Genomic DNA, 20,343 nt, shown 5'->3' with positions numbered 1-20,343 from the left:
CCGGTGAACCGAAATCGGCTCCTGGCGACAGAATTCGGCATGCCGAAATCGTCCCCAGTGGGGAGATCGTGCAGAGTTTGGTTGCCGCTTGCGCGGCGAGAGGTGCTGCCACAGAACCGTTACGGCTGTGTGGCAACTCGACGAACCCTACGGATCGGTTTCGGGGATGTCAATCTCTCCACCCTGCCCTCGAACGCGCATCGGAAACGGTCGCGTGCGCCCCTTCCCGGAAGGACGTTCAGTCCAGGTCGGTGAGCCGTCCGCCTGCGTCCGGCTGGGCGTCCTCGACCCTGCGCAGGAGGCGGGTCAGCATCTCGCCGAGCACGACGCGTTCCTCGGGGGCGAGGTCCTGGAGCAGGTCCTCCTCGAAGGTGGACGCCATGCGCATGGCTTCGAGCCACTTCGTGCGGCCCTCGTCCGTCAGCTCGACGATGACCCGGACGCGGTTGTTCTCGTCCCTGTCGCGCGTGACCAGGCCCTCGCCTGCCATGCGGTCGATGCGGTGGGTCATCGCCGCCGGGGTGAGGCCGAGGCGCTTGGCGAGTTCGCCGGGCCCCAGCCGGTAGGGGGCGCCCGAGACCACGAGGGTCTTCAGGACCTCCCACTCCGTATTGCTGATGTCCAGGTCGGCGACCTGGCGGCCGTACGCCACGTTCATCCGGCGGTTCAGCCGGCCGAGGGCCGAGACGACCTTCTCGACCTGGGGGTCCAGGTCGTGGAATTCGCGTTGGTATGCGGCGATCTGCTCGTCGAGGCTCGGCTCGTCGGGGCCGGGCGTCTCTGGCGTGTCAGGCATCCGCGAAGTATCGCATGGGGCGCGTTGGCGTTGAAGTCCTTCCGTGTGTACTGTTGAGGTTCGAACTTTACTGTTGAAGTCTTCGGACTTCAGGTCTTCAGGGTTGAGGTGAGTATGACCAAGGCGATGGGCTCGGCGATGCGGCGGATTCAGATCGGCAACGCGCTGAGTGCATTCGGGCTCGGGTTTACCGTCCCGTATCTGTACGTGTACGTGGCTCAGGTACGGGAGCTGGGGCCGACCTCGGCGGGCATCGTCCTTGGCGCGTTCGCCATGGCCGCGCTGGTCGCGCTCCCCTTCGTGGGGATGCTGATCGACCGGCGCGGTCCGCTGCCCGTGCTGGTGGGCGCGTCAGTGCTGGCGGCCCTGGGCGCGGTGTCGCTCGGGGTGTCGACGTCGCTGGTGACGGCGGTCGGGAGCGCGGCGCTGCTCGGTATCGGGACGGCGGTGCTCCAGCCGGCGCTCGCCACGATGATCGTGTGGTGCTCCAGCGCGGAGACCCGCACCCGGGCGTTCGCCATGCAGTTCTTCCTGGCCAACCTGGGGCTGGGCATCGGCGGGCTCATCGGCGGGCAGATCGTCGACGAGAACGACCCGGCGTCGTTCACGTTGCTGTTCTCGATCGAAGCCGTGATGTTCCTGGTGCTGGCCGGGATCGTGATGACGGTGCGGCTGCCGCGACCCGCTGCGATGGGCGAGGCGGCCGGGGGCAAGGGCGGCATGTTCGCCGGGCTCGGGGTGCTGGTGAAGCACAAGGCGATGCTTCAGCTGTGCGGTCTGGGCTTCGTGCTCTTCTTCGCCTGCTACGGACAGTTCGAGTCGGGGCTCGCGGCGTACGGCACCGAGGCGGCCGGGATCGACCCGTCGACGCTCGGCATCGCGCTGGCTGCGAACACCGCCATGATCGTGGCGGCTCAGTTCCTGGTGCTGAAGTTCGTGGAGCGGCGTCGCCGGTCGCGGATGATCGCGCTGGTGGGTCTCATCTGGACGGTGGCGTGGATGGCGGCCGGGTACGCGGGCCTCGGGCACGGCAGCCAGGCCATGGCGACGGCCGCGTTCATCTCCACGTACGCGCTCTTCGGGCTCGGTGAGGCGATGCTGTCGCCGACGGTCGCGCCGCTGGTGGCGGACCTCGCGCCGGAGTCGATGGTGGGCACGTACAACTCGGCCTTCGCGCTGGTCAAGCAGCTGGCGCTGGCGGTCGGTCCGGCCGTGGGCGGGCCCATGGGGGCCTCGCTCCACATGCCGTACATCGTGACCTTCATTCTGTTCTCGCTCGGCATCAGCGTGCTGGCGCTGCGGATGGGCAAGAGCCTCACGCCGGCGCAGGACCTGCCGATCCCGGTCAGGACGATCGTGGTCGCCAAGCACGTACCGGAGAACGACGTGTCGGTGAAGGCCGCCGTCTGACCCGGCCGGTCCGACCGGCTAGTCGGGCAGCGCGAACTCGCACCACACCGCTTTGCCGCCGCCCGGCGTGCGGCGCGAACCCCAGGACGAGGCGATCGTCGCGACGATCGAGATGCCTCGTCCTGCTTCGTCTCCGGGGTCGGCCCGGCGCCGGCGCGGCAGGTGGTCGTCCCCGTCGGTGACCTCGATGATCAGGCGGCGGTCGGTGCGGCGCAGCCGCAGGCGCATCGGGGGCATGCCGTGCTGGAGGGAGTTCGCGACGAGTTCGCTGGCGGCGAGGACGCCGAGGTCGCGGAGTTCGGTGGGGAAGCGCCAGGAGGAGAGGACTCCGGTGGCGAAGGCACGGGCCCGGGGGGTGGCCTCGATGCCGCCGAGGAGTTCGAGGGCCGCGTTGCGGAACAGCTCCGCGTCGTGGCCCTTGCGGGAGGGGTGCTGGACGACGAGGACCGCCACGTCGTCGTCGTGGTCGGTGGTGATGCCGAGCGCGCGCATCAACCGGTCGCAGACGACCTGCGGGGTGCCGGTGGCGCCGGAGAGGGCGCGTTCCAGGGCGGCGACTCCTTCGTCGATGTCCTCGCGGCGGCGTTCGACCAGGCCGTCCGTGTAGAGGACGGCGGTGGAGCCGGGCGGGAGGCCGATGGTGCCCGAGGTGTGCATCCAGCCGCCGGTGCCCAGCGGCGGGCCCGTGTGGTCCTCGGCCCGGGAGACCATGCCGTCCTCGTGCCGGACCAGGATGGGGAGGTGGCCGGCGGAGGCGTAGACGAGGCGTCCCTCGTTGGGGTCGTGGACGGCGTAGACGCAGGTGGCGATCTGGCTGGCGTCGATCTCGGAAGCGAGGCCGTCGAGGAGCTGGAGGACTTCGTGCGGCGGCAGGTCGAGGCGCGCGTAGGCGCGTACGGCCGTACGGAGCTGGCCCATGACGGCGGCGGCGCGCACCCCTCTGCCCATGACGTCGCCGATGACCAGGGCCGTGCGGCCGGCGCCGAGGGTGATCACGTCGTACCAGTCGCCGCCGACCGCCGCGTCCTTGCCGCCCGGCTGGTAGGTGGCGGCCAGACGCAGGTCGTCGGGCTGTTCCAGTTCCTGGGGCAGGAGGGAACGCTGCAGGGTGACGGCCGTTTCGCGCTGGCGGCGTTCGGCGGCGCGCAAGCGTTCGGCGGCGTCCGCGTGGTCGGTGACGTCGGCGGCGAACACGAGGACGCCGCCGCCGTCGGGGGTGTCGAGGGGGGTGCAGGTGATCGTGTACGAGCCGCCCTTGGGGGTGCGGCGCGACTTGACCGTGCGGGAGGTGCCGCTGCGCAGGACCTGGTCCATGAGCGGTAGCAGGCCGAGCTCCTCCAGTTCGGGGAGTTCGGTGGCGGCGGGGGCGCCGGTGGTGCGTGGGCCGAAGGCGGTGACGTAGGCGTCGTTGACGTACGCCACGCGGTGGTCGGGGCCGTACAGCAGGGCGACGAGGGCCGGGAGCTGGCGGACGAGCTCGCGGAGGGAGAGGTCTTCGAGGGCCGGGGGGCGCGGATCCTCGGACGCTTCCGGGGCGGATGCGGCGCCGGTCGCCGGGTCGTTCGCCGGGTCGGACTGCTGCCCGGACTCGCCGCGGGCGGCGGGTACGGCCCCGCGGTCGGACCGTGCTGCCGAACGGCGCTGCGTGCCGGGGAGCCGGGCGCTCCAGCGGGTGAAGTTCACTGAACTGCTTGCCTCGTGGTCGGGGTGGTGGAGCGGGGCGGGACACATCGCTGCGGGTGGGAGCCCGGCGGCGGACGGGAACGGCGGACAGGGCGCTGCGAATGGACGGCGGGCGGGTCACTCCGTGCATCACTCTGTGCAGGCGCGAGCCAACCCATCGTCACACGTCCAGTGTGACGGACCGCACTGACAGCCGGTAATGGGGAGGACGTCAGCGCCGCACGGGAGGTTCGCCGCCCGCCGCGAGTTCGAATTCCGCACGTGGGTGTTCCAGCGAGCCCAGCGAGACGATCTCGCGCTTGAACAGGCCGGAGAGGGTCCACTCGGCGAGGACGCGGGCCTTGCGGTTGAAGGTGGGGACCCGGCTGAGGTGGTACGCGCGGTGCATGACCCAGGCGGGGAAGCCCTTGAGCTTGCGGCCGTAGACGTGGGCGACTCCCTTGTGCAGCCCGAGCGAGGCGACCGAGCCGGCGTGCTGGTGGCGGTAGTCGGTGAGGGGCTGTCCGTTCAGGGAGGCGACGAGGTTCTCGGCGAGGACCTTGGCCTGGCGGACGGCGTGCTGGGCGTTGGGTGCGCACTCGGCGGGTGAGCCGTCGGGGCCCTTCGCCGTCGTGGTGACGTCGGGTACGGCGGCGGCGTCCCCGGCGGCCCACGCGTGCGGCGCGCCCGCGACGGCGAGTTGGGCCGTGCAGGCCAGACGGCCGCGGGCGTTCAGCGGGAGGCTGCTGGCGGCGAGGATGGGGTGCGGTTTCACGCCGGCCGTCCACACCAGCGTACGAGTGGGGAAGCGGGCGCCGTCGTCGAGGACGGCGACGCGGTTCTCGCAGGAGGCGAGGCGGGTGTTCAGACGGACGTCGATGTTGCGGCCGCGCAGCTCACGGATGGCGTACTGGCCCATCTCCTCGCCGACTTCGGGGAGGATCCGGTCGCTGGCCTCCACCAGGATCCACTTCAGGTCGTCGGCCTTGAGGTTGTGGTAGTAGCGGGAGGCGTAGCGGGCCATGTCCTCCAGTTCTCCGAGCGCTTCGACTCCCGCGTATCCGCCGCCGACGAAGACGAAGGTCAGGGCGGCGTCGCGGACGGCCGGGTCGCGGGTGGAGGAGGCGATGTCCATCTGCTCGATGACGTGGTTGCGCAGTCCGATGGCTTCCTCGACGGTCTTGAAGCCGATGCCGTGCTCGGCGAGGCCGGGGACCGGGAGGGTGCGGGAGACGGAGCCGGGGGCCAGGACCAGTTCGTCGTACGGGAGCTGGAGGGGCCCGGTGCCCTCCTCGGCGGTGGCGAGGGTGGTGACGGTCGCGGTCCGCTTGGCGTGGTCGATGGCGTCGGCCTGCCCGACGATGAGGCGGCAGTGGGGCAGTACGCGTCGCAGCGGGACGACCACGTGGCGCGGGGAGATGGATCCGGCGGCGGCTTCGGGCAGGAAGGGCTGGTACGTCATGTAGGGGTCGGGGGTGACGACGGTGATCTCCGCCTCGCCCGCCGCGAGCTGCCGTTTCAGCTTCCGCTGAAGATGCAGCCCGGTGTACATGCCGACGTATCCGCCGCCTACCACGAGAATGCGCACTGGATTTGTCACCGTCCCATGAGGCAACGGACGGAAGCCTTTGTCCACAGGGCTGACAACTTGTATGACCGGTCAAGAGGGTGCGCAGGCAGCGCGGAGCTTGCTGTTCCGCGTCGGAAAAGCCGGTGTTCGTGCAGGTCAGGTGGCGAAATGGAGGTGTTGGGGGCAGGTGGTCGGGGATGGTCGGTGGGTGCTGCCGGGATCGGTGGGCGCGCCACGCGGAACTACCCCCTTCTGAATCGCTCGCCGCTCAACTATGTTCGTATCTCGCCGGAGTGACGGAGCGTGCGGTCGCAGTAGTCATATGGCCCGGTGGTCATGTGGCTCGCGGGCTCGGGTCGGTCCGGGCGGGGAGTGTCTCCGGGGGGAGACATCATTACCGGGGGAACGCTGATGCACATTCAGGACTCACAGTGGCAGGCTGCCGTCGCATCGGCGGCATCGACATCGACGACATCGTCGTCCTCCGCGGCCGACCGGGTCGCGGCTGTGGACGGCACCAGGCGAGCGGGCACGGGCGGCCCGTCCGTCGGCGGCTCCGCCGCGGCGCGCTCGGCGCCGCTGCGCGTGGATGCACAGCGCAACCTGGAACACGTACTGCGCGCCGCCCGCGAGGTGTTCGGGGAGCTGGGGTACGGGGCTCCCATGGAGGACGTCGCCCGCCGGGCCCGGGTCGGGGTGGGCACGGTCTACCGGCGCTTCCCGAGCAAGGACGTCCTGGTGCGGCGGATAGCCGAGGAGGAGACCTCCCGGCTCACCGAGCAGGCGCGGACGGCCCTGGGGCAGGAGGAAGAGCCCTGGTCGGCGCTGTCCCGGTTCCTGCGGACGTCGGTCGCCTCGGGTGCGGGCCGGCTGCTGCCGCCGCAGGTGCTGCGGGTCGGCGTGGACCACGACGGATCCGATGCCATGGGCACGGACGGGGTGTACGGCGGGAGTCACGAGACCGGTGCGGCCGCTCTCGTACGGGAGGCGGGACGGGTTCCGCAGCAGCGGCAGGGCGGCGAAGGCACGGTGACGGCCGCGCCCGATCTGCGGCTGGTCGAGCAGGACGGATCGCTCGGGGCCGCCGCCGGGGTCGCGGCGGACACGGGTACGGCGACGCTGCTGGACGTCGTCGGTCAGCTGGTGGACCGGGCCCGTGCGTCCGGTGAACTCCGGGGTGACGTGACCGTGGCGGACGTGCTGCTGGTCATCGCCACGGCCGCGCCCTCGCTGCCCGACGCGGCCCAGCAGGCGGCGGCTTCGGCCCGGCTCCTGGACATCCTGCTGGAAGGGCTCCGGTCCCGGCCCGCGTAACGCGCGAACCGCGCGGCCGTGAGCCCGCCGGCGTCTCCCCCAACGGGTGAGGACTAGCGCTCCAATTCGGGAGAACACCCCGGACGAGTGGTTGGCGGGCTTGATCGGCTTTCGGCGCGTCGCGCTGTGCGACTCTTGGCCGGTGTTCCGGTCAGAGGGTGCGTACGGGGGCTTCCGCCATGGGTGTTGACGAGCGGGACGAGTCGCTCGGCGACGGCGAGGCCGTGCAGTCCGCGCAGGCCGCGGACGGTGCTCCCGGGTCCGGTGCGGGGGCTTCCGGTCCGGCCGGGGCCGGTGCATCGGCCGGAATGGGCTCGGGTGCGGCCCCCGGAGCCGGTTCGTCCGCCGGTATCGGCTCGTCCACCGGGGCAGCCGGCGCGTCTGCCGCGAGCGGCGGCACTGGAGGTCCTGGTCCTCGCCACGTCCCGCAGCAGGGTGGCCCGCTGGGCGTCACGCCCGCCCCGACGACGGAACGCGGGGCGGACCCGACGAGCGTTCCCCCGCAGCGTGGCGGCATCTCGGCGACGGAACAGACGCTGTCCGACGCCGACTTGATCGAACGCATGCGGGCGGGCGACGACCGCGCGTACGAGGAGCTCTTCCGGCGGCACTCCGGGGCAGTGCGGCGCTACGCCGGAACCTGCTGCCGTGACGCCCACACCGCCGACGACCTGACCGCCGAGGTCTTCGCGCGGACCCTGCAGGCAGTACGGGGCGGGGCCGGGCCCGAGCACGCCGTCCGGGCGTACCTGCTGACCACCGTACGGCGGGTGGCGGCGGCCTGGACGAAGACGGCCCGGCGCGAGCAACTCGTGGACGACTTCGCGGTGTTCGCCGACCAGGCGTCGAGGCCCTTCGAGGCGCGGGACGACGACACCCTCGATCTGGGCGCGGACGTACGGGCCATGCACGAGGCCGAGCGGACGCTCGCCATGCAGGCGTTCCGGTCGCTGCCCGAGCGGTGGCAGGCCGTGTTGTGGCACACCACGGTCGAGGAGGAGTCTCCGAGCGAGGTGGCGCCGCTGTTCGGGCTGACGGCGAACGCGACGGCCGTGCTGGCGTCGCGGGCCCGGGAGGGGCTGAAGCAGGCGTATTTGCAGGCGCACGTGAGCACGGCGCTGACGGCGGGCGGGGACTGCGCGCAGTACGCGGACCGGCTGGGCGCGTACGCGCGCGGCGGACTTCGGATGCGGGCCGAGCGGGGGTTGCGCAAGCACCTGGAGGAGTGCGCCAAGTGCCGGATGGCCGCCGGTGAGCTGCGCGACGTGAACGCGGGGATCCCGTCGCTGCTGCCGGTCGCGGTGATCGGCTGGGTGGCGGCCGGTTACTCGGCGAAGGCTGCGGGGATCGTGGCGGGCGGTGCGGCCGTCGGGGCAGGCGCTGCGGGAGCAGGGGCGGGTGCAGGGGCAGGGGCGGCCGGGGCGGGAGCCGGGGCGGCCGGTGGGGCTGCGGGCGGGGCCGCGGGTTCCGGTGCGGGTGGCGGCGTTCTGGCCGAAGGGCTCGGGGCTCCCGCGAAGGCCGGGATCGGTGCTGCTGTCGCGATCGCGGTGACGGCGGGCCTGGTGTTCGCCTTCGCGGGGGACGACACGCCAGTGCCGCCGAAGGCGGACTCGAAGCCGCCCGCGGTATGGCCGGTGGAGCCCCCGCAGCCCTCCCCGTCGCGGCCGAAGCCGCCGCCCCCGGTTGCCGCGCTCACGCCGCAGCCGAAGCCTCCGGTTCCGTCGGTTGCGTCGCAGCTGCCGAAGGCGGAGAAGCCGGTACCGAAGCCCACGCCGACGCCCGAGCCTCCGACTCCCGCGAAGCCGGCCCCACCGAAGCCGAAACCGAAGCCCGCGCCTTCGAAGCCCGCGCCTCCCCGGCCGAAGCCGAAGCCGCCGGTCGCCGCGCCCGCTGCGTACCCCGTGGCCGAGCTGAGGTACGGGCTGATGGGGGACCGGAAGGCGCCCGAGGTCCGGTTGGCCGACAGCAGTGCGTTGTGGCAGCGGGACAACCTGTCGATCGGCGGGGTGCGGTACGGGCACGGGGTGTCCGTACCCGAGACGTCGTCCGTGACGATCGACCTGAACCGGCAGTGTGCGACGTACGACGCGATGGTCGGGGTCGACGACATGACGATGGGGTACGGGGCGATCCGGTTCTCCGTGTTCGGGGACGGCGCGTTGCTGTGGCGTTCGCCCGTGATGCGGGGCGGGGACGCGGCGGTGCCGGTGCATGTGGGGATCGCGGGGCGGAAGACGCTGCGGCTGGTGACGGAGTCGGTGGACGACTTCGACGCGCCCGGGTTCGGGGACTGGGCGGCGTCGCGGATCGGGTGCGGGTAGGCGGTCGCGCGAGTCGGCGGCTCCCCGGGCGCGGGACGGTCGTGCGCGTCCCAGGACGGGCGAGACCGGGCGGCGTCCGGTTTCGCCCGTCCCCGGACGTGGGAGGGGTCGGGCGAGTTGCTGGGCCTATGACTCGGGAGGTGCCGGTCCCGAGTCGCTGGTTCCCGGACGCGGGACGGCCGTGCGGGCGTTCGCTCCCTGTGCCCCGTGCCCCGTGCCGTGGTCAGCCGGGTTCCATGCCGTGGTCGCCGGACTCTGCGGCCTTCGCTCTCCGCGCCTACTCCCCGTGCCCGGTCCCGACGTCAGCCGGGCTCCACGCCGTAGCCGCCGCACTCTGCCGCCTTCGATCTCCGTACCCGTGCCCGCACCCGTACGCGGGACGGGTCAGGCCCGAGTCGCCGGGCCTCGGACGCGAGAGGGAGCCGGCCGTGCGCGCGTTCGTTCTCCGCGCCCGAAGCCGTGGTCCGCCGGGTTTCACGCCGTGGTTCTCCCCGTGCTCGGACGTCGGCTACAGGCTGCGGCGGTGCGGTACTCCGCCCGCGACTGCGCGTTGGCGCGGGGCGGCGGAGCCCGTCCAGCAGGTGCCCCGGCGGGCGAGGAGGCGGCGGAGCCAGAGTTCGGTGGAGACGAGGTCGGCGAGGCCGTCCAGGGGGACCGGCTCGCCTTCTGCCGCCGAGCTGATCGCCTTGCGCACGACGCGCGCTTCGATCAGGCCCGCGTCCGCGAGGAGCGGGGCTTCGAACAGGCTGAGGAGGTCCTGCCTGGCGGCGCGGATGCCGGCCTGGGACGTCGTCGCGGCGGCGGTGTGGGTGGTGGCCGCGCCCCAGCCCGGCGGGAGGTCGTGGACGCCCGCGCCGGAGAGCACGGCGCGGAGGATGGCGGCCCGTGCGCCCGGCTGGACGCGCAGGGTCTCCGGGAGGTCGCGGCAGGCGCGTACGACCTGGTTGTCGAGGAAGGGGGCGTGCAGACGCTGGCTGCGGACCTCGGCGGCCTGTTCGAAGACCCGGTGGTCGTAGGCGTGGCGGGCCAGGGCCGCCCGCGCGCGGGCCTCGCCGGGGCGTTGCACGGAGGCGGGGCGCAGGGCCGACTCCTGGAGGCGGATCGATACTTCGGCGAGCGCTTCGCCGGTCAGCCAGCGGGCGGCCGGTCCGGGACGTGACCACGCGAGGGCTTCGAGCGAGGCGTCGAGCGCGCCGGTGGGGCCGCTCGCGTCGACGACTCCTCGGCGGGTGAGACGGTTCGCCGCGTCCTCCATGCCGGTGCGGTACGAGGTGCGGGCGAGGCGGCGGGCGGCGCGGTAGACGGTGAGCGGGACGAGAAGGCTGTGCGGTGAGGTGCCCTCCGCCTTCGCCAAGGCCGTTGCGGGACGCAGGATGTGACGGCGCCGACGGTCGATGAGGAGGTCCGCGAGTCGGGCTGGATGGGCGTCCAGCACCTGGCGGGCGCCGCTGCCGACGAGATGGTCGGCACTGCCGGACTGCAGGCGCAGGCGCGCGCGTTCGGCGGTGACGAGGGAGGGCCCCGGCTCGTCGGTGAGCGGCCCCGATTCCAAATCGACGTAGGGCAGCGCCTCTTCGGCTCCGGCGACCACGACGTGGTGGAGGCGGGGGTTGGCGGCGATGGCTCCCGCGCGTTGCAGTTCGGCGGCGAGTTCGCCCTCGCGGGGCTCGGCGGAGGCGGCGAGGTCGTTGAAGGTGACGGCGAGGAGCCGTTCTCCCGCCCCGGTGCCGTGGCCGAGGACCGTGCCGGGAACGCCCGGCAGCCCCGCCGCGAGCAGGGCGAGGGTGGCGGAGGCGCTGCCGCCCGAGAGGTCGGAGCCGATGCCGGGGGCGGGCGTGCCGCGGCGGCGGGCCCGGCGTTCGGCGGGGCCCATGCCCGGGACCGGCCCGGGGTCGGGCAGCGGCGTTTCCGGCGCATGGCGTGGGGCGGTGAGGCGGGCCCGTACGGCCTCCACGAGGGCGTCTCGCACCCCGTCCACGGCCCGCTCCGCGTCGACCTGGGGGGCGGCGACGGCGAGGGAGGCGACCGGTTCGTACCCGGTGATCTCGCGGGATCCCTCACGCAGGACGAGCGCGTGGCCGGGCGGGATGCGCTTCACACCGGTGTACGGGGTGCCGTCACGGAGGGCCTCGGGGACGTCCGGGCAGGCGAGGAGGGCAGCGAGGTGACCGATGTCCAGCTGCGCCTCGATGAGGTCGGCGAGGGGGAGCGCGGCGGTGGCGTACGCGGTGCCATTGGCCCAGGGCGTGTAGAAGACGGGGCGGGCTCCGGCCAGGTCACCGGCGATGGTGACGCGTCTGCCGGTCTGGACGACGGCGGTGTAGCTGCCGGGCCAGGCGGTCAGGTGCCTCAGTGCGCCGCCGCGCGCCGCGAAGAGCCCGACGCGGAGTTCTTCGTCGGTGGCGCCGCAGCAGCCGAGGACGGCGAGGCGGGTGAAGGGGTCGACGCTGACGGTGCGGACCTCGTCGGGACGCCAGTCGCCGACGGCCCACAGGGGGTCCGGGTCACCCCACAGGAGCTGGGCGCCGACGGGCTGGACCGTGTCGCCCTCGTGCTCGGTGCCGGGGGCGCCGACGGCTCCGACCGTACCGAAGCTCGCGGCGACGCTGCTCCACCCCACCAACCAACGCATCGCCGCCTCCACAGGCTGTGGACAACTTTGCCCGGCCGCGCGCGGGGCTCTCGTTCCGTGCGGCTCCGTCCCCTTTGCGCGTGCGCCGTGCCGCGCTTGTCGCGCGTGGGCACCATGCTGCCACGACTGCGGCGTGCGGGGGCCGGGGGCGGGGGTCAATGCGCCGGTCGGAAAGGGGGAGTTGGGGGCAAATGGGATCTTGTGGGGTGGGGCGGAGGTGGAGGGCGGGGGTGAGGGGCGCTGGTGGGTGGGGGCGAGGCGCGGGGCGCGGGGCGCGGGGCAGGGGGCCGGGGGGTGGGGCTGCGGGGGGGCCGCGGCCCGGGTGACGGGTACGCGAGGAGCGGGTACGCAGCGCAGGGCGTGGGAGACAGAGGGCTGCGGATACGCGGTGCGGGTGCGGCGTAGGGCGGGGACGTGCACCTCTGGTGGGGGCGCCCCCTTGCCCGCCCGTTCCGTCCCCGGGGGGGCGGCCCCGCCGCCCAAGCGGGTCAACGGGGGTCACAAGTGGGCTGCCCCGCCTCCCAAGGGAGCTACCGGGGGCCACGGAAACGCCGCCCAAGGCGCTACGTGCGGGGCGGCCGAGCCGCCCGAGGGGCAGGGTGCGCAGGTGTGCGTCCGTGCCCCCTGTGGGCTGACGTGGGGTGGGGGGAGCCACCCGAGCGGGCGGGGCGTAAAGGCGTGCGACCGTGCCGCCTGTGGGGCCGACGTGGGGTGGCAGTGTCGTCCGTGGGGGCTGCGGCGCCGCGCGGCCCCTCGCCCGGGGGCGGGTTGCCGGAGGGCCGGCGCGTGTGCGTAAGGGGCGGGCGTGAGGTGGTGGCATTCGGCCAAGTTTTTGGGCGTGCGCGTAGTCCGGGAGGCGCTGTTCGCCTCCCGGACCGGTCCGCCACCCGCGGGGATGAAGGTGGCGGCGTCCCCCAGCCCACTGGATCCAGTGCAGCGGGCCGACCCACGCACGTCCCATGGAAGCGGCCCTGTGCGTGCTCCGAGAAGAGCGCACGGCCGGGCGCACGGCCACACGAGAGGAGCACGAATCGGACGGAACGTTCCTTCCGGGACCTCGCCGGTCGTTCCGTACGGGCCCTGCGGGCAACAATCTCGCCATAGGGGACTCTTCCCCTTAACGCTTGGGATGCGGGGAACTACGCTGGGTTTACGAATGCCGCGTGCCTATGCCGGGCCCGCGGCGGCCGTCTGCGTGAGGGGTGGCGCAATGTCCAGGGAGCAACGCGGGCCGAACGAAAAGCTCGGCACGGTTCTCGCCCTCGCGGGAATCAGCAACGCCGGGCTGGCGCGCCGGGTCAACGACCTCGGGGCGCAACGCGGCATGACGCTGCGGTACGACAAGACGTCGGTGGCGCGGTGGGTGTCGAAGGGCATGGTTCCGCAGGGAGCGGCCCCGCACCTCATCGCTGCCGCGATAGGCGCCAAGCTGGGCCGACCCGTACCACTGCACGAGATCGGTCTGGCGGACGCCGACCCGGCCCCCGAGGTCGGGCTGGCCTTCCCGCGCGACGTGTCGGTGGCGGTGCGGCACGCCACCGAGCTGTACCGGCTGGATCTCGCCGGTCGACGGGCGGGCAGCGGCGGGATCTGGCAGTCCCTGGCGGGTTCGTTCGCGGTGAGCGCGTACGCGACGCCCGCCTCCCGGTGGCTCATCACGCCCGCCGACTCCTCGGTGGCCCGCGACTCCACGGCCGCCGAGAGTTCGTCGGGCGTGAGCCCGTTACGGGTCGGCCACAGCGATGTGGCCAAGCTGCGCGAGGCCGCCGAGGACGCGCGGCGCTGGGACTCCAAGTACGGCGGCGGCGACTGGCGGTCCTCGATGGTCCCGGAGTGCCTGCGGGTGGACGCCGCGCCGCTGCTGCTCGGCTCGTACAGCGACGACGTGGGTCGCTCACTCTTCGGGGCGACCGCCGAACTGACCCGGCTGGCCGGCTGGATGGCCTTCGACACCGGGCAGCAGGAGGCCGCCCAGCGGTACTACATCCAGGCGCTGCGCCTGGCCCGCGCCGCGGCCGACGTGCCCCTGGGCGGGTACGTACTGGCGTCGATGTCCCTCCAGGCGACCTACCGGGGCTTCGCCGACGAGGGCGTGGACCTCGCGCAGGCGGCGCTCGAACGCAATCGCGGGCTCGCCACCGCCCGCACCATGAGTTTCTTCCGTCTCGTCGAGGCACGCGCGCACGCGAAGGCGAGCGACCCGGTCGCGGCCGGGGCCGCGCTGAAGGCGGCGGAGGGCTGGCTGGAGCGGTCCAGGGACGGCGACCCGGACCCGTCCTGGCTGGGGTTCTACTCGTACGACAGGCTCGCCGCGGACGCCGCGGAGTGCTACCGCGACCTCAAACTCCCGCGTCAGGTGCGCCGGTTCACCGAGCAGGCGCTGTCCCGGCCGACCGAGGAGTTCGTACGGTCGCACGGGCTGCGTCTGGTGGTGAGCGCCGTCGCCGAGCTGGAGTCGGGCAACCTCGACGCGGCGTGCGCGGCGGGCACGCGCGCGGTGGAGGTGGCGGGCCGGATCTCCTCGGCGCGCACCACCGAGTACGTGCGGGACCTGCTGCACCGGCTGGAGCCGTACGGCGACGAGCCGCGTGTGGTGGAGCTGCGCGAGCGGGCCCGCCCGCTGCTGGTCGCGCCCGCCTGACCGGCGGCTGCCCGCACCCGACGTCACGTGGTGTTGGCCATAGCTTCTGTTCCCGGGGTTTGACGGCGTTGTCAGTGGGCCAGTGCACTATTCGGGGTGGGAGGTGGCAGCGATGAGTCATGACTGCGATGTGCTGGTGGTCGGCGGTGGAATCGTCGGGATGGCGTCCGCGCACGCCCTCACACGAGCCTCGCCCGGCACCCGCGTCATGGTGCTGGAGAAGGAGGCGGGCCCGGCGAGACACCAGACGGGCCGCAACAGCGGGGTGATCCACAGCGGGATCTACTACCGGCCCGGCTCGCTGAAGGCGCGCTACGCGGTGCGCGGCGCCACGGAAATGATCAAGTTCTGCGCCGAGCACGGGATTCCGCACGAGGTGACGGGCAAGCTCATCGTCGCCACCGAGAGCGCCGAGCTGCCGCGCCTGCACGCCCTCGTGCAGCGCGGTCGGCAGAACGGCATCCCCGTGCGCGAGCTGGGCCCCCCGCAGATCGAGGAGTACGAACCCGAGGTGCGCGGCCTGGCCGCCATCCACGTCGGCACGACGGGCGTGTGCGACTACGGCCGGGTGACGGCGGAGCTGGCCCGCTCCTCCGGCGCGGAGGTGCGGTACGGCGCGGAGGTCCGCGTCATCGCCCGCCGCGCGTCCGGCGTCGCCGTCCGCACCGCGGACGGGACGGTGCTGCGGGCGAAGGCGCTGGTCAACTGTGCGGGGCTGCACTGCGATCGGGTGGCGCGGCTGGCGGGCGACGAACCCGGCATGCGGATCGTGCCGTTCCGGGGCGAGTACTTCGACCTGCTGCGCCCGGAGCTGGTGCGGGGGCTGGTCTATCCGGTGCCCGACCCGGCGTTCCCCTTCCTCGGCGTCCACCTCACGCGGGGCGTCGGCGGCGGCGTCCACGTCGGGCCGAACGCGGTACCCGCGCTGGCCCGCGAGGGCTACGACTGGGCTTCCGTACGACCGGCCGACCTCGCGTCCGCACTGGCCTGGCCCGGGTCCTGGCGGATAGCGCGCAGGCACTGGCGGTACGGGGCCGGGGAGCTGCACCGGTCGCTGTCGAAGAAGGCGTTCACCCAGGCGGTACGGCGGCTGCTGCCCGCCGTGACCGAGGCGGACCTGCGCCCTTCCCCCGCCGGGGTGCGCGCGCAGGCGGTGCTGCGGGACGGCACGCTCGCCGACGACTTCCTGATCCGCGAGGCCCCGCGCACCGTGCACGTACTGAACGCACCGTCGCCCGCCGCCACCGCGTCACTGCCGATCGGGCGGGAGGTGGCGCGGCGGGTGCTGGGGGTACTGGCCGGGGAGCGGGTCCGGGGATAGCTGCGGCCCGTACCGGGAACGGCGCCGAGGTGTGGACGCGGTGCGCGCCGTCGTTCGGGGCGGCCGCGGACGGGAAGGGCGCTCCCGTGGGTCGGGCGAAGGCCGTACGCAGGAACACTTTCGTGGGGCTGGCGGATGCCATACGCGGAAAGGACTCCCGTGGAGCGGACGGCAGCCCTGCGCGGGAGGGCTCTGTAGGGCTGCCCGGTGGGGGCGCGGCTTCGGCGGGGACGGTCGCGGTCGACTCGCCTCCGTAGAATCGGACCATTGTGTCCGAGAACAGCGAGAACCCCACGATGCCCCAGAGCCCCGAACGGTCCGGCACGCCGGCCCCCGCCGCCCCGCAGCCGACCGCGGAGCAGCCGGACGCCCCCGGCCCCTCCCAGGCTGCCGCCCGGCGCACCGCCGAGCAGGCCGCCGCCCAGGAGCGCGCCGCGCGCGTGCACGCCCGCGGCCTGCGCATGTTCCCGGACGGGACCGGCCCCTCGCCCGACCCCGCCGGTTCCCACTTCGAGCGCCGCATCCGCAGTTTCCAGCCGCGCCGCAGCCGGGTCACCACCGGTCAGGCCGAGGCGCTGAAGAAGTGGTGGCCGACCCGGGGGCTGGACATCGACGGGCAGCGCGTCCTGGACCTCGGCGAGATGTTCGAGGGCCTCCCGGTCGCCCTGGAGATCGGTTTCGGGATGGGCGAGGCGACCGCGCAGATGGCCGCCGACGACCCGGCCACCGGCATCCTCGCCGTCGATGTGCACACCCCCGGCCAGGGCAACCTCCTCGGCCTCGCCGAACGCAACGGCCTCTCCAACGTCCGGGTGGCCAACGGCGACGCGATCATCCTGCTCCGCGAGATGCTCGCCCCCGATTCGCTGTCCGGCCTGCGCGTGTACTTCCCGGACCCGTGGCCCAAGGCCCGCCACCACAAGCGGCGGCTGATCCAGCCGGAGTTCCTGTCGCTCGCCGCGTCCCGGCTCGCGCCCGGCGCCGTGCTGCACTGCGCGACCGACTGGGAGAACTACGCCGAGCAGATGCTCGAAGTGCTCACCGCGCACCCGGACTTCGAGAACACCCAGGAGGACGGCGGGTACGCGCCCCGGCCCGCTTTCCGGCCGCTGACCCGCTTCGAGGGGCAGGGCCTGGACAAGGGGCACGTGGTCCACGACCTGCTGTTCCGTCGCGTACCGCACGCCGGTTGACGCAACGCTCCGCCCCGGCGACTGTCCGAACAGGATCGCGAGTGTCAGTGGCACTCGTTAGGGTCGTTGGATGTACGAGACGTACGGATCGCCGCCCGAGCACCCCGCCGTGCCCGCTCCCGAGCCGCAACCGGCTCCGGCGGCGAGCCGCGCGCCGGAGGCCGAGCCGCGCGCCGACGCCGTACGGGACAAGGCCCCGGACCTCCCCGCGCTGCCGGGCCCCCGTGCCGTGCCCGAGCCCCAGGCCCTGCCCCCGCCCCGCTCCCTTCCTCACCCTCACCCCCTGCCCGACTCGCGTTCCCTGCCCGAGCTGCGCGAGCCGCCGCCCGCGGTTCCGGATCTCCCGCCCTGGCCGTACCCGCCGCGCCGCACCCTCCGGCACCGGGTGCGCCACCACGCGCTCTGGCGGAGCAGGACGGTCCGCGCGACGGCGCTGATCGTGCTGCTCGCGGTGTCCGGTCTCGTGCTGCTCGCGCTGGTACGGGAGCAGACCGGCACCCGGGGCTTCCTGGTGGGCCTCGGGCTCGCCGTCTTCCCGGTGCCGCTGCTGATATCGGCGTTCCGCTGGCTGGACCGGGTGGAGCCGGGCCCCTGGCGGAACCTGGTCTTCGCGTTCACCTGGGGTTCCTGCGCCGCGGCGCTCATCGCCATCACCGCCAACAGCTTCGCCGTGCGCTGGATAGCCGTGGCCACCGCCGATCCCGACAGTGCGGACACGCTCGGGGCGACCGTCGTCGCGCCGGTCGTCGAGGAGTGCGCGAAGGCTGCGGCGATCCTGCTGGTCTTCCTGTTCCGCAGGAAGCACTTCACTGGCATCGTCGACGGCGTCGTGATCGCGGGCTTCACCGCCACCGGCTTCGCGTTCACCGAGAACATCCTCTACCTGGGCAACGCCTTCGGTGAGGACCAGAGCTTCGGCGGTCCCGGACTCGGGGCGGTGACCGCCGGTACGTTCTTCGTGCGGGTGATCATGTCGCCGTTCGCGCACCCTCTGTTCACCGTGCTGACCGGCCTCGGTTTCGGGCTGGTGGCGCTCGCCCCCGCCCGGCGCGGCCGCCGTCGCGCCTGGGTGCGGATCCGCCGGGTCGTGCTGCCGCTGCTCGGTCTGCTGCTGGCGATGGGCATGCACGCCCTGTGGAATGGCTCGGCGTCCTTCGGACCGCTCGCGTTCTACGGGGTGTACGGGCTGTTCATGGTGCCCGCGTTCGCCTTCCTGACCTGGCTGGCCATCTGGACCCGGCAGCGGGAACTGCGCATGATCGGCGCCGAGCTGCCCGCGTACGCCGCGGCCGGCTGGCTCGATCCGGCGGAGCCGCTCGCGCTGTCCTCGATGCACGCCCGCTCCCTCGCCCAGGGGCACGCGGCCCGCACCCACGGCCCCGGCGCCGCCCGCGCGGTCGCCGAGTACGAGGAAGCAGCCACCGCGCTGGCCTTCCTGCGCTACCGGGCACGGCGCCAGACGGCCACCCCGCAGGCGGCGGCCGAGTTCACCGCCGGCGAGCGGGAACTCCTGCACCGCCTGTGGGAACGCAAGAGGATCGCGGGCCCGGCCCTGGTGTACGCGGCCCAGGTCACCGGGCGCATACGGATGCTGCCCCCGCCGTACCACCCGGCCTACGCGGCGGCCTACAACCCGTACCGGAACCACTAGGGCCCGCGGACTGCGCCGCGTACCCGCGCGGACGCGAACCGGCAGCCCTGGCGTCGGGGGGTGAGCGCCAGGACTGCCGGAGTTCGGGAAGTCGTATGTGCGAGGGGCGGGTGTCGTCTGTGCGTGGGGCGGTGTCGTCTGTGCGTGGGGCGGTGCCCGATGTGCGAGGGACGGTGTCAGTTGTGCGAGGGGGCGGGTCTCAGACCGTCAGGCCCTTGTCCCGCAGCCATGCCGCCGGGTCGACGCCCGCGCCGCCGGGCGTGCGCACCTCCAGGTGCAGGTGCGCGCCGGACACGTTGCCGGTGGCGCCCACGTTTCCGATGGTCTCCCCGGTGCCCACGGTGCTGCCGGCCGAGACCTTCATCTGGGAGAGGTGGCAGTACCAGATCTCCGTGCCGTCCTTGAGTTCCAGCACGATCCGGTAGCCGTAGGAGCCGGACCAGCCGGCCGACTTGATGGTGCCGCCGTGCACGGCCTTGACCGGGGTGCCCGCCGACGCGGCGAAGTCGAGGCCGGTGTGCTGCCCGGAGGACCACATCGAGCCGGACTGTCCGTAGGTGGCGGTGAGCGTGTACTGGGAGGTGGGCATCGCGTAGCTGCCGGCCAGCTTGGCGAGCCGCTCGGCCTCCGCCTTCGCGGCTGCCTTCGCCTCGGCTTCCGCTTTGGCCTTCGCCTCGGCCTCGGCCTTGTCCCTCTCGGCCTTCTCCGCCTTGGCCTCGGCCTCGTCGCGCTGCTTCTTTGCCTCGGCCGCCGCGTCCTTGACGGCCTGCGCGCGGGCCGCCTCCTGGGCGGCCTCGTCGGCGGTGGAACGCTGCTGCTCGGCCTGCTGGAGGATGCGGGCCCGCAGGCTCTCGCCCGCGCCGACCTGCTCCACCGGGGCCCCGGCGACGGCGTGCACGGCGGTCGTGGTGGGCACCGCGGCGACCACCACGTCCTGCTCGGCCGCTCCGGAGTCCGCCAGCATGGTGCCGACGCCCGGCAGGGACTCGGCGTCCGGCAGGGAGTCCACGAGCGAGTCGAGGGAGTCGGTGAGCACGTCGGGCAGGGATATGGAGACGGCCGGCTTCTCCTGGGCGGTGGCGATGCCGCCCGCACCGACCGCGGCGATCACGCCGACGCCCAGCACGGTGGAACTGCGGGCGAGGGAGCCGCGCTGCTTGGCGACGCGGTGCTTGCCACGTACCGGAGCGATGGAGTCCGCGGTGGGGTTCCACTCCTCGGCCGCCGCGCGCGGTCCGCCCGCGTCGAACTCCACGAAGCCTTCGAAGCCTCCGCTGCGCTGCTGCGGGACCTGGTGGTCCTCGCTCGGGACGCCGTACGCCCCGTACGAGAAAGCGGGGGCTGTGGGGGCTTCGGGGGCAGGCCTGTTGGACGCCACGGAGGCGCGCTCCTTTCCTTCCTTCTCGCCTACCGGGTTAGCTGACGGGTTCGGAGCAGGAAGGTCTCCTACGGGCCAACTTCGGCCCGATTCACCCCAATTGGTGGTTCCCCGGTTTCCTCACGGAATTCGGCGCACGCGCACGGCGCCGTCTCTGACGACGGCTGGGACGACCGCGCTGCGTTATCGAACGTTAATAGACACACAAGTGGATTTCCAAGCCGTTCCTCTTGATCGTTCACACAGAGCCCCCACTCGTGACCAGGACATAGATCCTTATATGCGTACCAACCGGGGCGACACACCGGTCTCTTGACGCCCACTTGGCCACACCGGCCCCGGTGCCCGCAAACTCTCCACAACTGATAGATCATCAATTGTTATGCGATGGGCTGCGCTTCGAGCACCCAGCGTGACGCCCCTCGTAACGTCCCCGCGCGGCACCGGCCGCGCG

At 73.1% G+C, this 20,343-nt stretch carries 12 protein-coding genes and 1 riboswitch; of the genes, 7 read left to right on the top strand and 5 right to left on the bottom strand.

The window, feature by feature from the left end:
* Positions 1 to 238: 238 nt before the first annotated feature.
* Positions 239 to 796, bottom strand: coding sequence for a MarR family winged helix-turn-helix transcriptional regulator (locus tag ACQPZG_RS18465; protein WP_433546838.1), 558 nt, complete (start codon positions 794 to 796; stop codon positions 239 to 241).
* Positions 797 to 910: 114 nt separating this feature from the next.
* On the opposite strand from ACQPZG_RS18465, the gene ACQPZG_RS18460 reads away from it, so the two are divergent.
* Entirely contained in the window at positions 911 to 2,206 is a 1,296-nt protein-coding gene (locus ACQPZG_RS18460; protein ID WP_433546837.1) for an MFS transporter, read from the top strand.
* An 18-nt stretch (positions 2,207 to 2,224) separates the two neighbouring features.
* Here ACQPZG_RS18460 and ACQPZG_RS18455 read toward each other — a convergent pair whose 3' ends face one another.
* Both ACQPZG_RS18455 and ACQPZG_RS18450 read right to left on the bottom strand, forming a co-directional pair.
* On the bottom strand, positions 2,225 to 3,889 hold the full coding sequence (locus tag ACQPZG_RS18455) for an ATP-binding SpoIIE family protein phosphatase (protein WP_433546836.1): 1,665 nt from the start codon (positions 3,887 to 3,889) through the stop codon (positions 2,225 to 2,227).
* A gap of 211 nt (positions 3,890 to 4,100) precedes the next feature.
* Entirely contained in the window at positions 4,101 to 5,420 is a 1,320-nt protein-coding gene (locus ACQPZG_RS18450) for an NAD(P)/FAD-dependent oxidoreductase (RefSeq protein ID WP_433549455.1), read from the bottom strand.
* A gap of 429 nt (positions 5,421 to 5,849) precedes the next feature.
* Here ACQPZG_RS18450 and ACQPZG_RS18445 point away from each other — a divergent pair, with 429 nt between their 5' ends.
* Together ACQPZG_RS18445 and ACQPZG_RS18440 are read left to right on the top strand one after the other, a co-directional pair.
* Positions 5,850 to 6,752 (top strand): TetR/AcrR family transcriptional regulator, encoded by a 903-nt coding sequence (locus ACQPZG_RS18445; RefSeq protein ID WP_433546835.1) that lies wholly within the window; start codon positions 5,850 to 5,852, stop codon positions 6,750 to 6,752.
* 179 nt (positions 6,753 to 6,931) lie between these two features.
* Positions 6,932 to 9,073 carry a sigma-70 family RNA polymerase sigma factor gene (locus ACQPZG_RS18440; protein ID WP_433546834.1) on the top strand — a complete coding sequence of 714 codons (2,142 nt, stop codon included), beginning with the start codon at positions 6,932 to 6,934 and terminating at the stop codon, positions 9,071 to 9,073.
* Between the two features lie 508 nt (positions 9,074 to 9,581).
* On the opposite strand, the gene ACQPZG_RS18435 is transcribed toward ACQPZG_RS18440, so the two are convergent.
* Positions 9,582 to 11,705 (bottom strand): asparagine synthase-related protein, encoded by a 2,124-nt coding sequence (locus ACQPZG_RS18435; RefSeq protein WP_433546833.1) that lies wholly within the window; start codon positions 11,703 to 11,705, stop codon positions 9,582 to 9,584.
* A gap of 1,210 nt (positions 11,706 to 12,915) precedes the next feature.
* Here ACQPZG_RS18435 and ACQPZG_RS18430 point away from each other — a divergent pair.
* The 4 genes from ACQPZG_RS18430 (at position 12,916) to ACQPZG_RS18415 (ending at position 18,511) form a co-directional block, all read left to right on the top strand.
* Complete coding sequence (locus ACQPZG_RS18430; protein WP_185032192.1) at positions 12,916 to 14,346, top strand: MFS transporter; 1,431 nt, start codon at positions 12,916 to 12,918, stop codon at positions 14,344 to 14,346.
* A 112-nt stretch (positions 14,347 to 14,458) separates the two neighbouring features.
* The gene (lhgO, locus tag ACQPZG_RS18425; protein ID WP_433546832.1) at positions 14,459 to 15,667 is read left to right on the top strand and encodes an L-2-hydroxyglutarate oxidase; all 1,209 of its coding nucleotides are present in this window, start codon (positions 14,459 to 14,461) and stop codon (positions 15,665 to 15,667) included.
* A gap of 269 nt (positions 15,668 to 15,936) precedes the next feature.
* Positions 15,937 to 16,860 (top strand): tRNA (guanosine(46)-N7)-methyltransferase TrmB, encoded by a 924-nt coding sequence (trmB, locus tag ACQPZG_RS18420; protein ID WP_433546831.1) that lies wholly within the window; start codon positions 15,937 to 15,939, stop codon positions 16,858 to 16,860.
* 70 nt (positions 16,861 to 16,930) lie between these two features.
* A complete protein-coding gene (locus tag ACQPZG_RS18415) occupies positions 16,931 to 18,511 on the top strand; it encodes a PrsW family intramembrane metalloprotease (RefSeq protein WP_433546830.1) in 1,581 nt (526 codons plus the stop codon).
* A 199-nt stretch (positions 18,512 to 18,710) separates the two neighbouring features.
* Here the strand turns inward: ACQPZG_RS18415 and ACQPZG_RS18410 are convergent, their stop codons facing one another.
* The gene (locus ACQPZG_RS18410; protein ID WP_433546829.1) at positions 18,711 to 19,889 is read right to left on the bottom strand and encodes a M23 family metallopeptidase; all 1,179 of its coding nucleotides are present in this window, start codon (positions 19,887 to 19,889) and stop codon (positions 18,711 to 18,713) included.
* 11 nt (positions 19,890 to 19,900) lie between these two features.
* Positions 19,901 to 20,034, bottom strand: a riboswitch (cyclic di-AMP (ydaO/yuaA leader).
* Between the last annotated feature and the right edge of the window lie 309 nt (positions 20,035 to 20,343).

It is taken from the genome of Streptomyces sp. CA-294286 (assembly GCF_050947155.1).
Taxonomy (GTDB): domain Bacteria; phylum Actinomycetota; class Actinomycetes; order Streptomycetales; family Streptomycetaceae; genus Streptomyces.
Note: the sequence above shows the minus strand (reverse complement) of the source record. Positions and strands in the feature narration are given on the sequence as shown.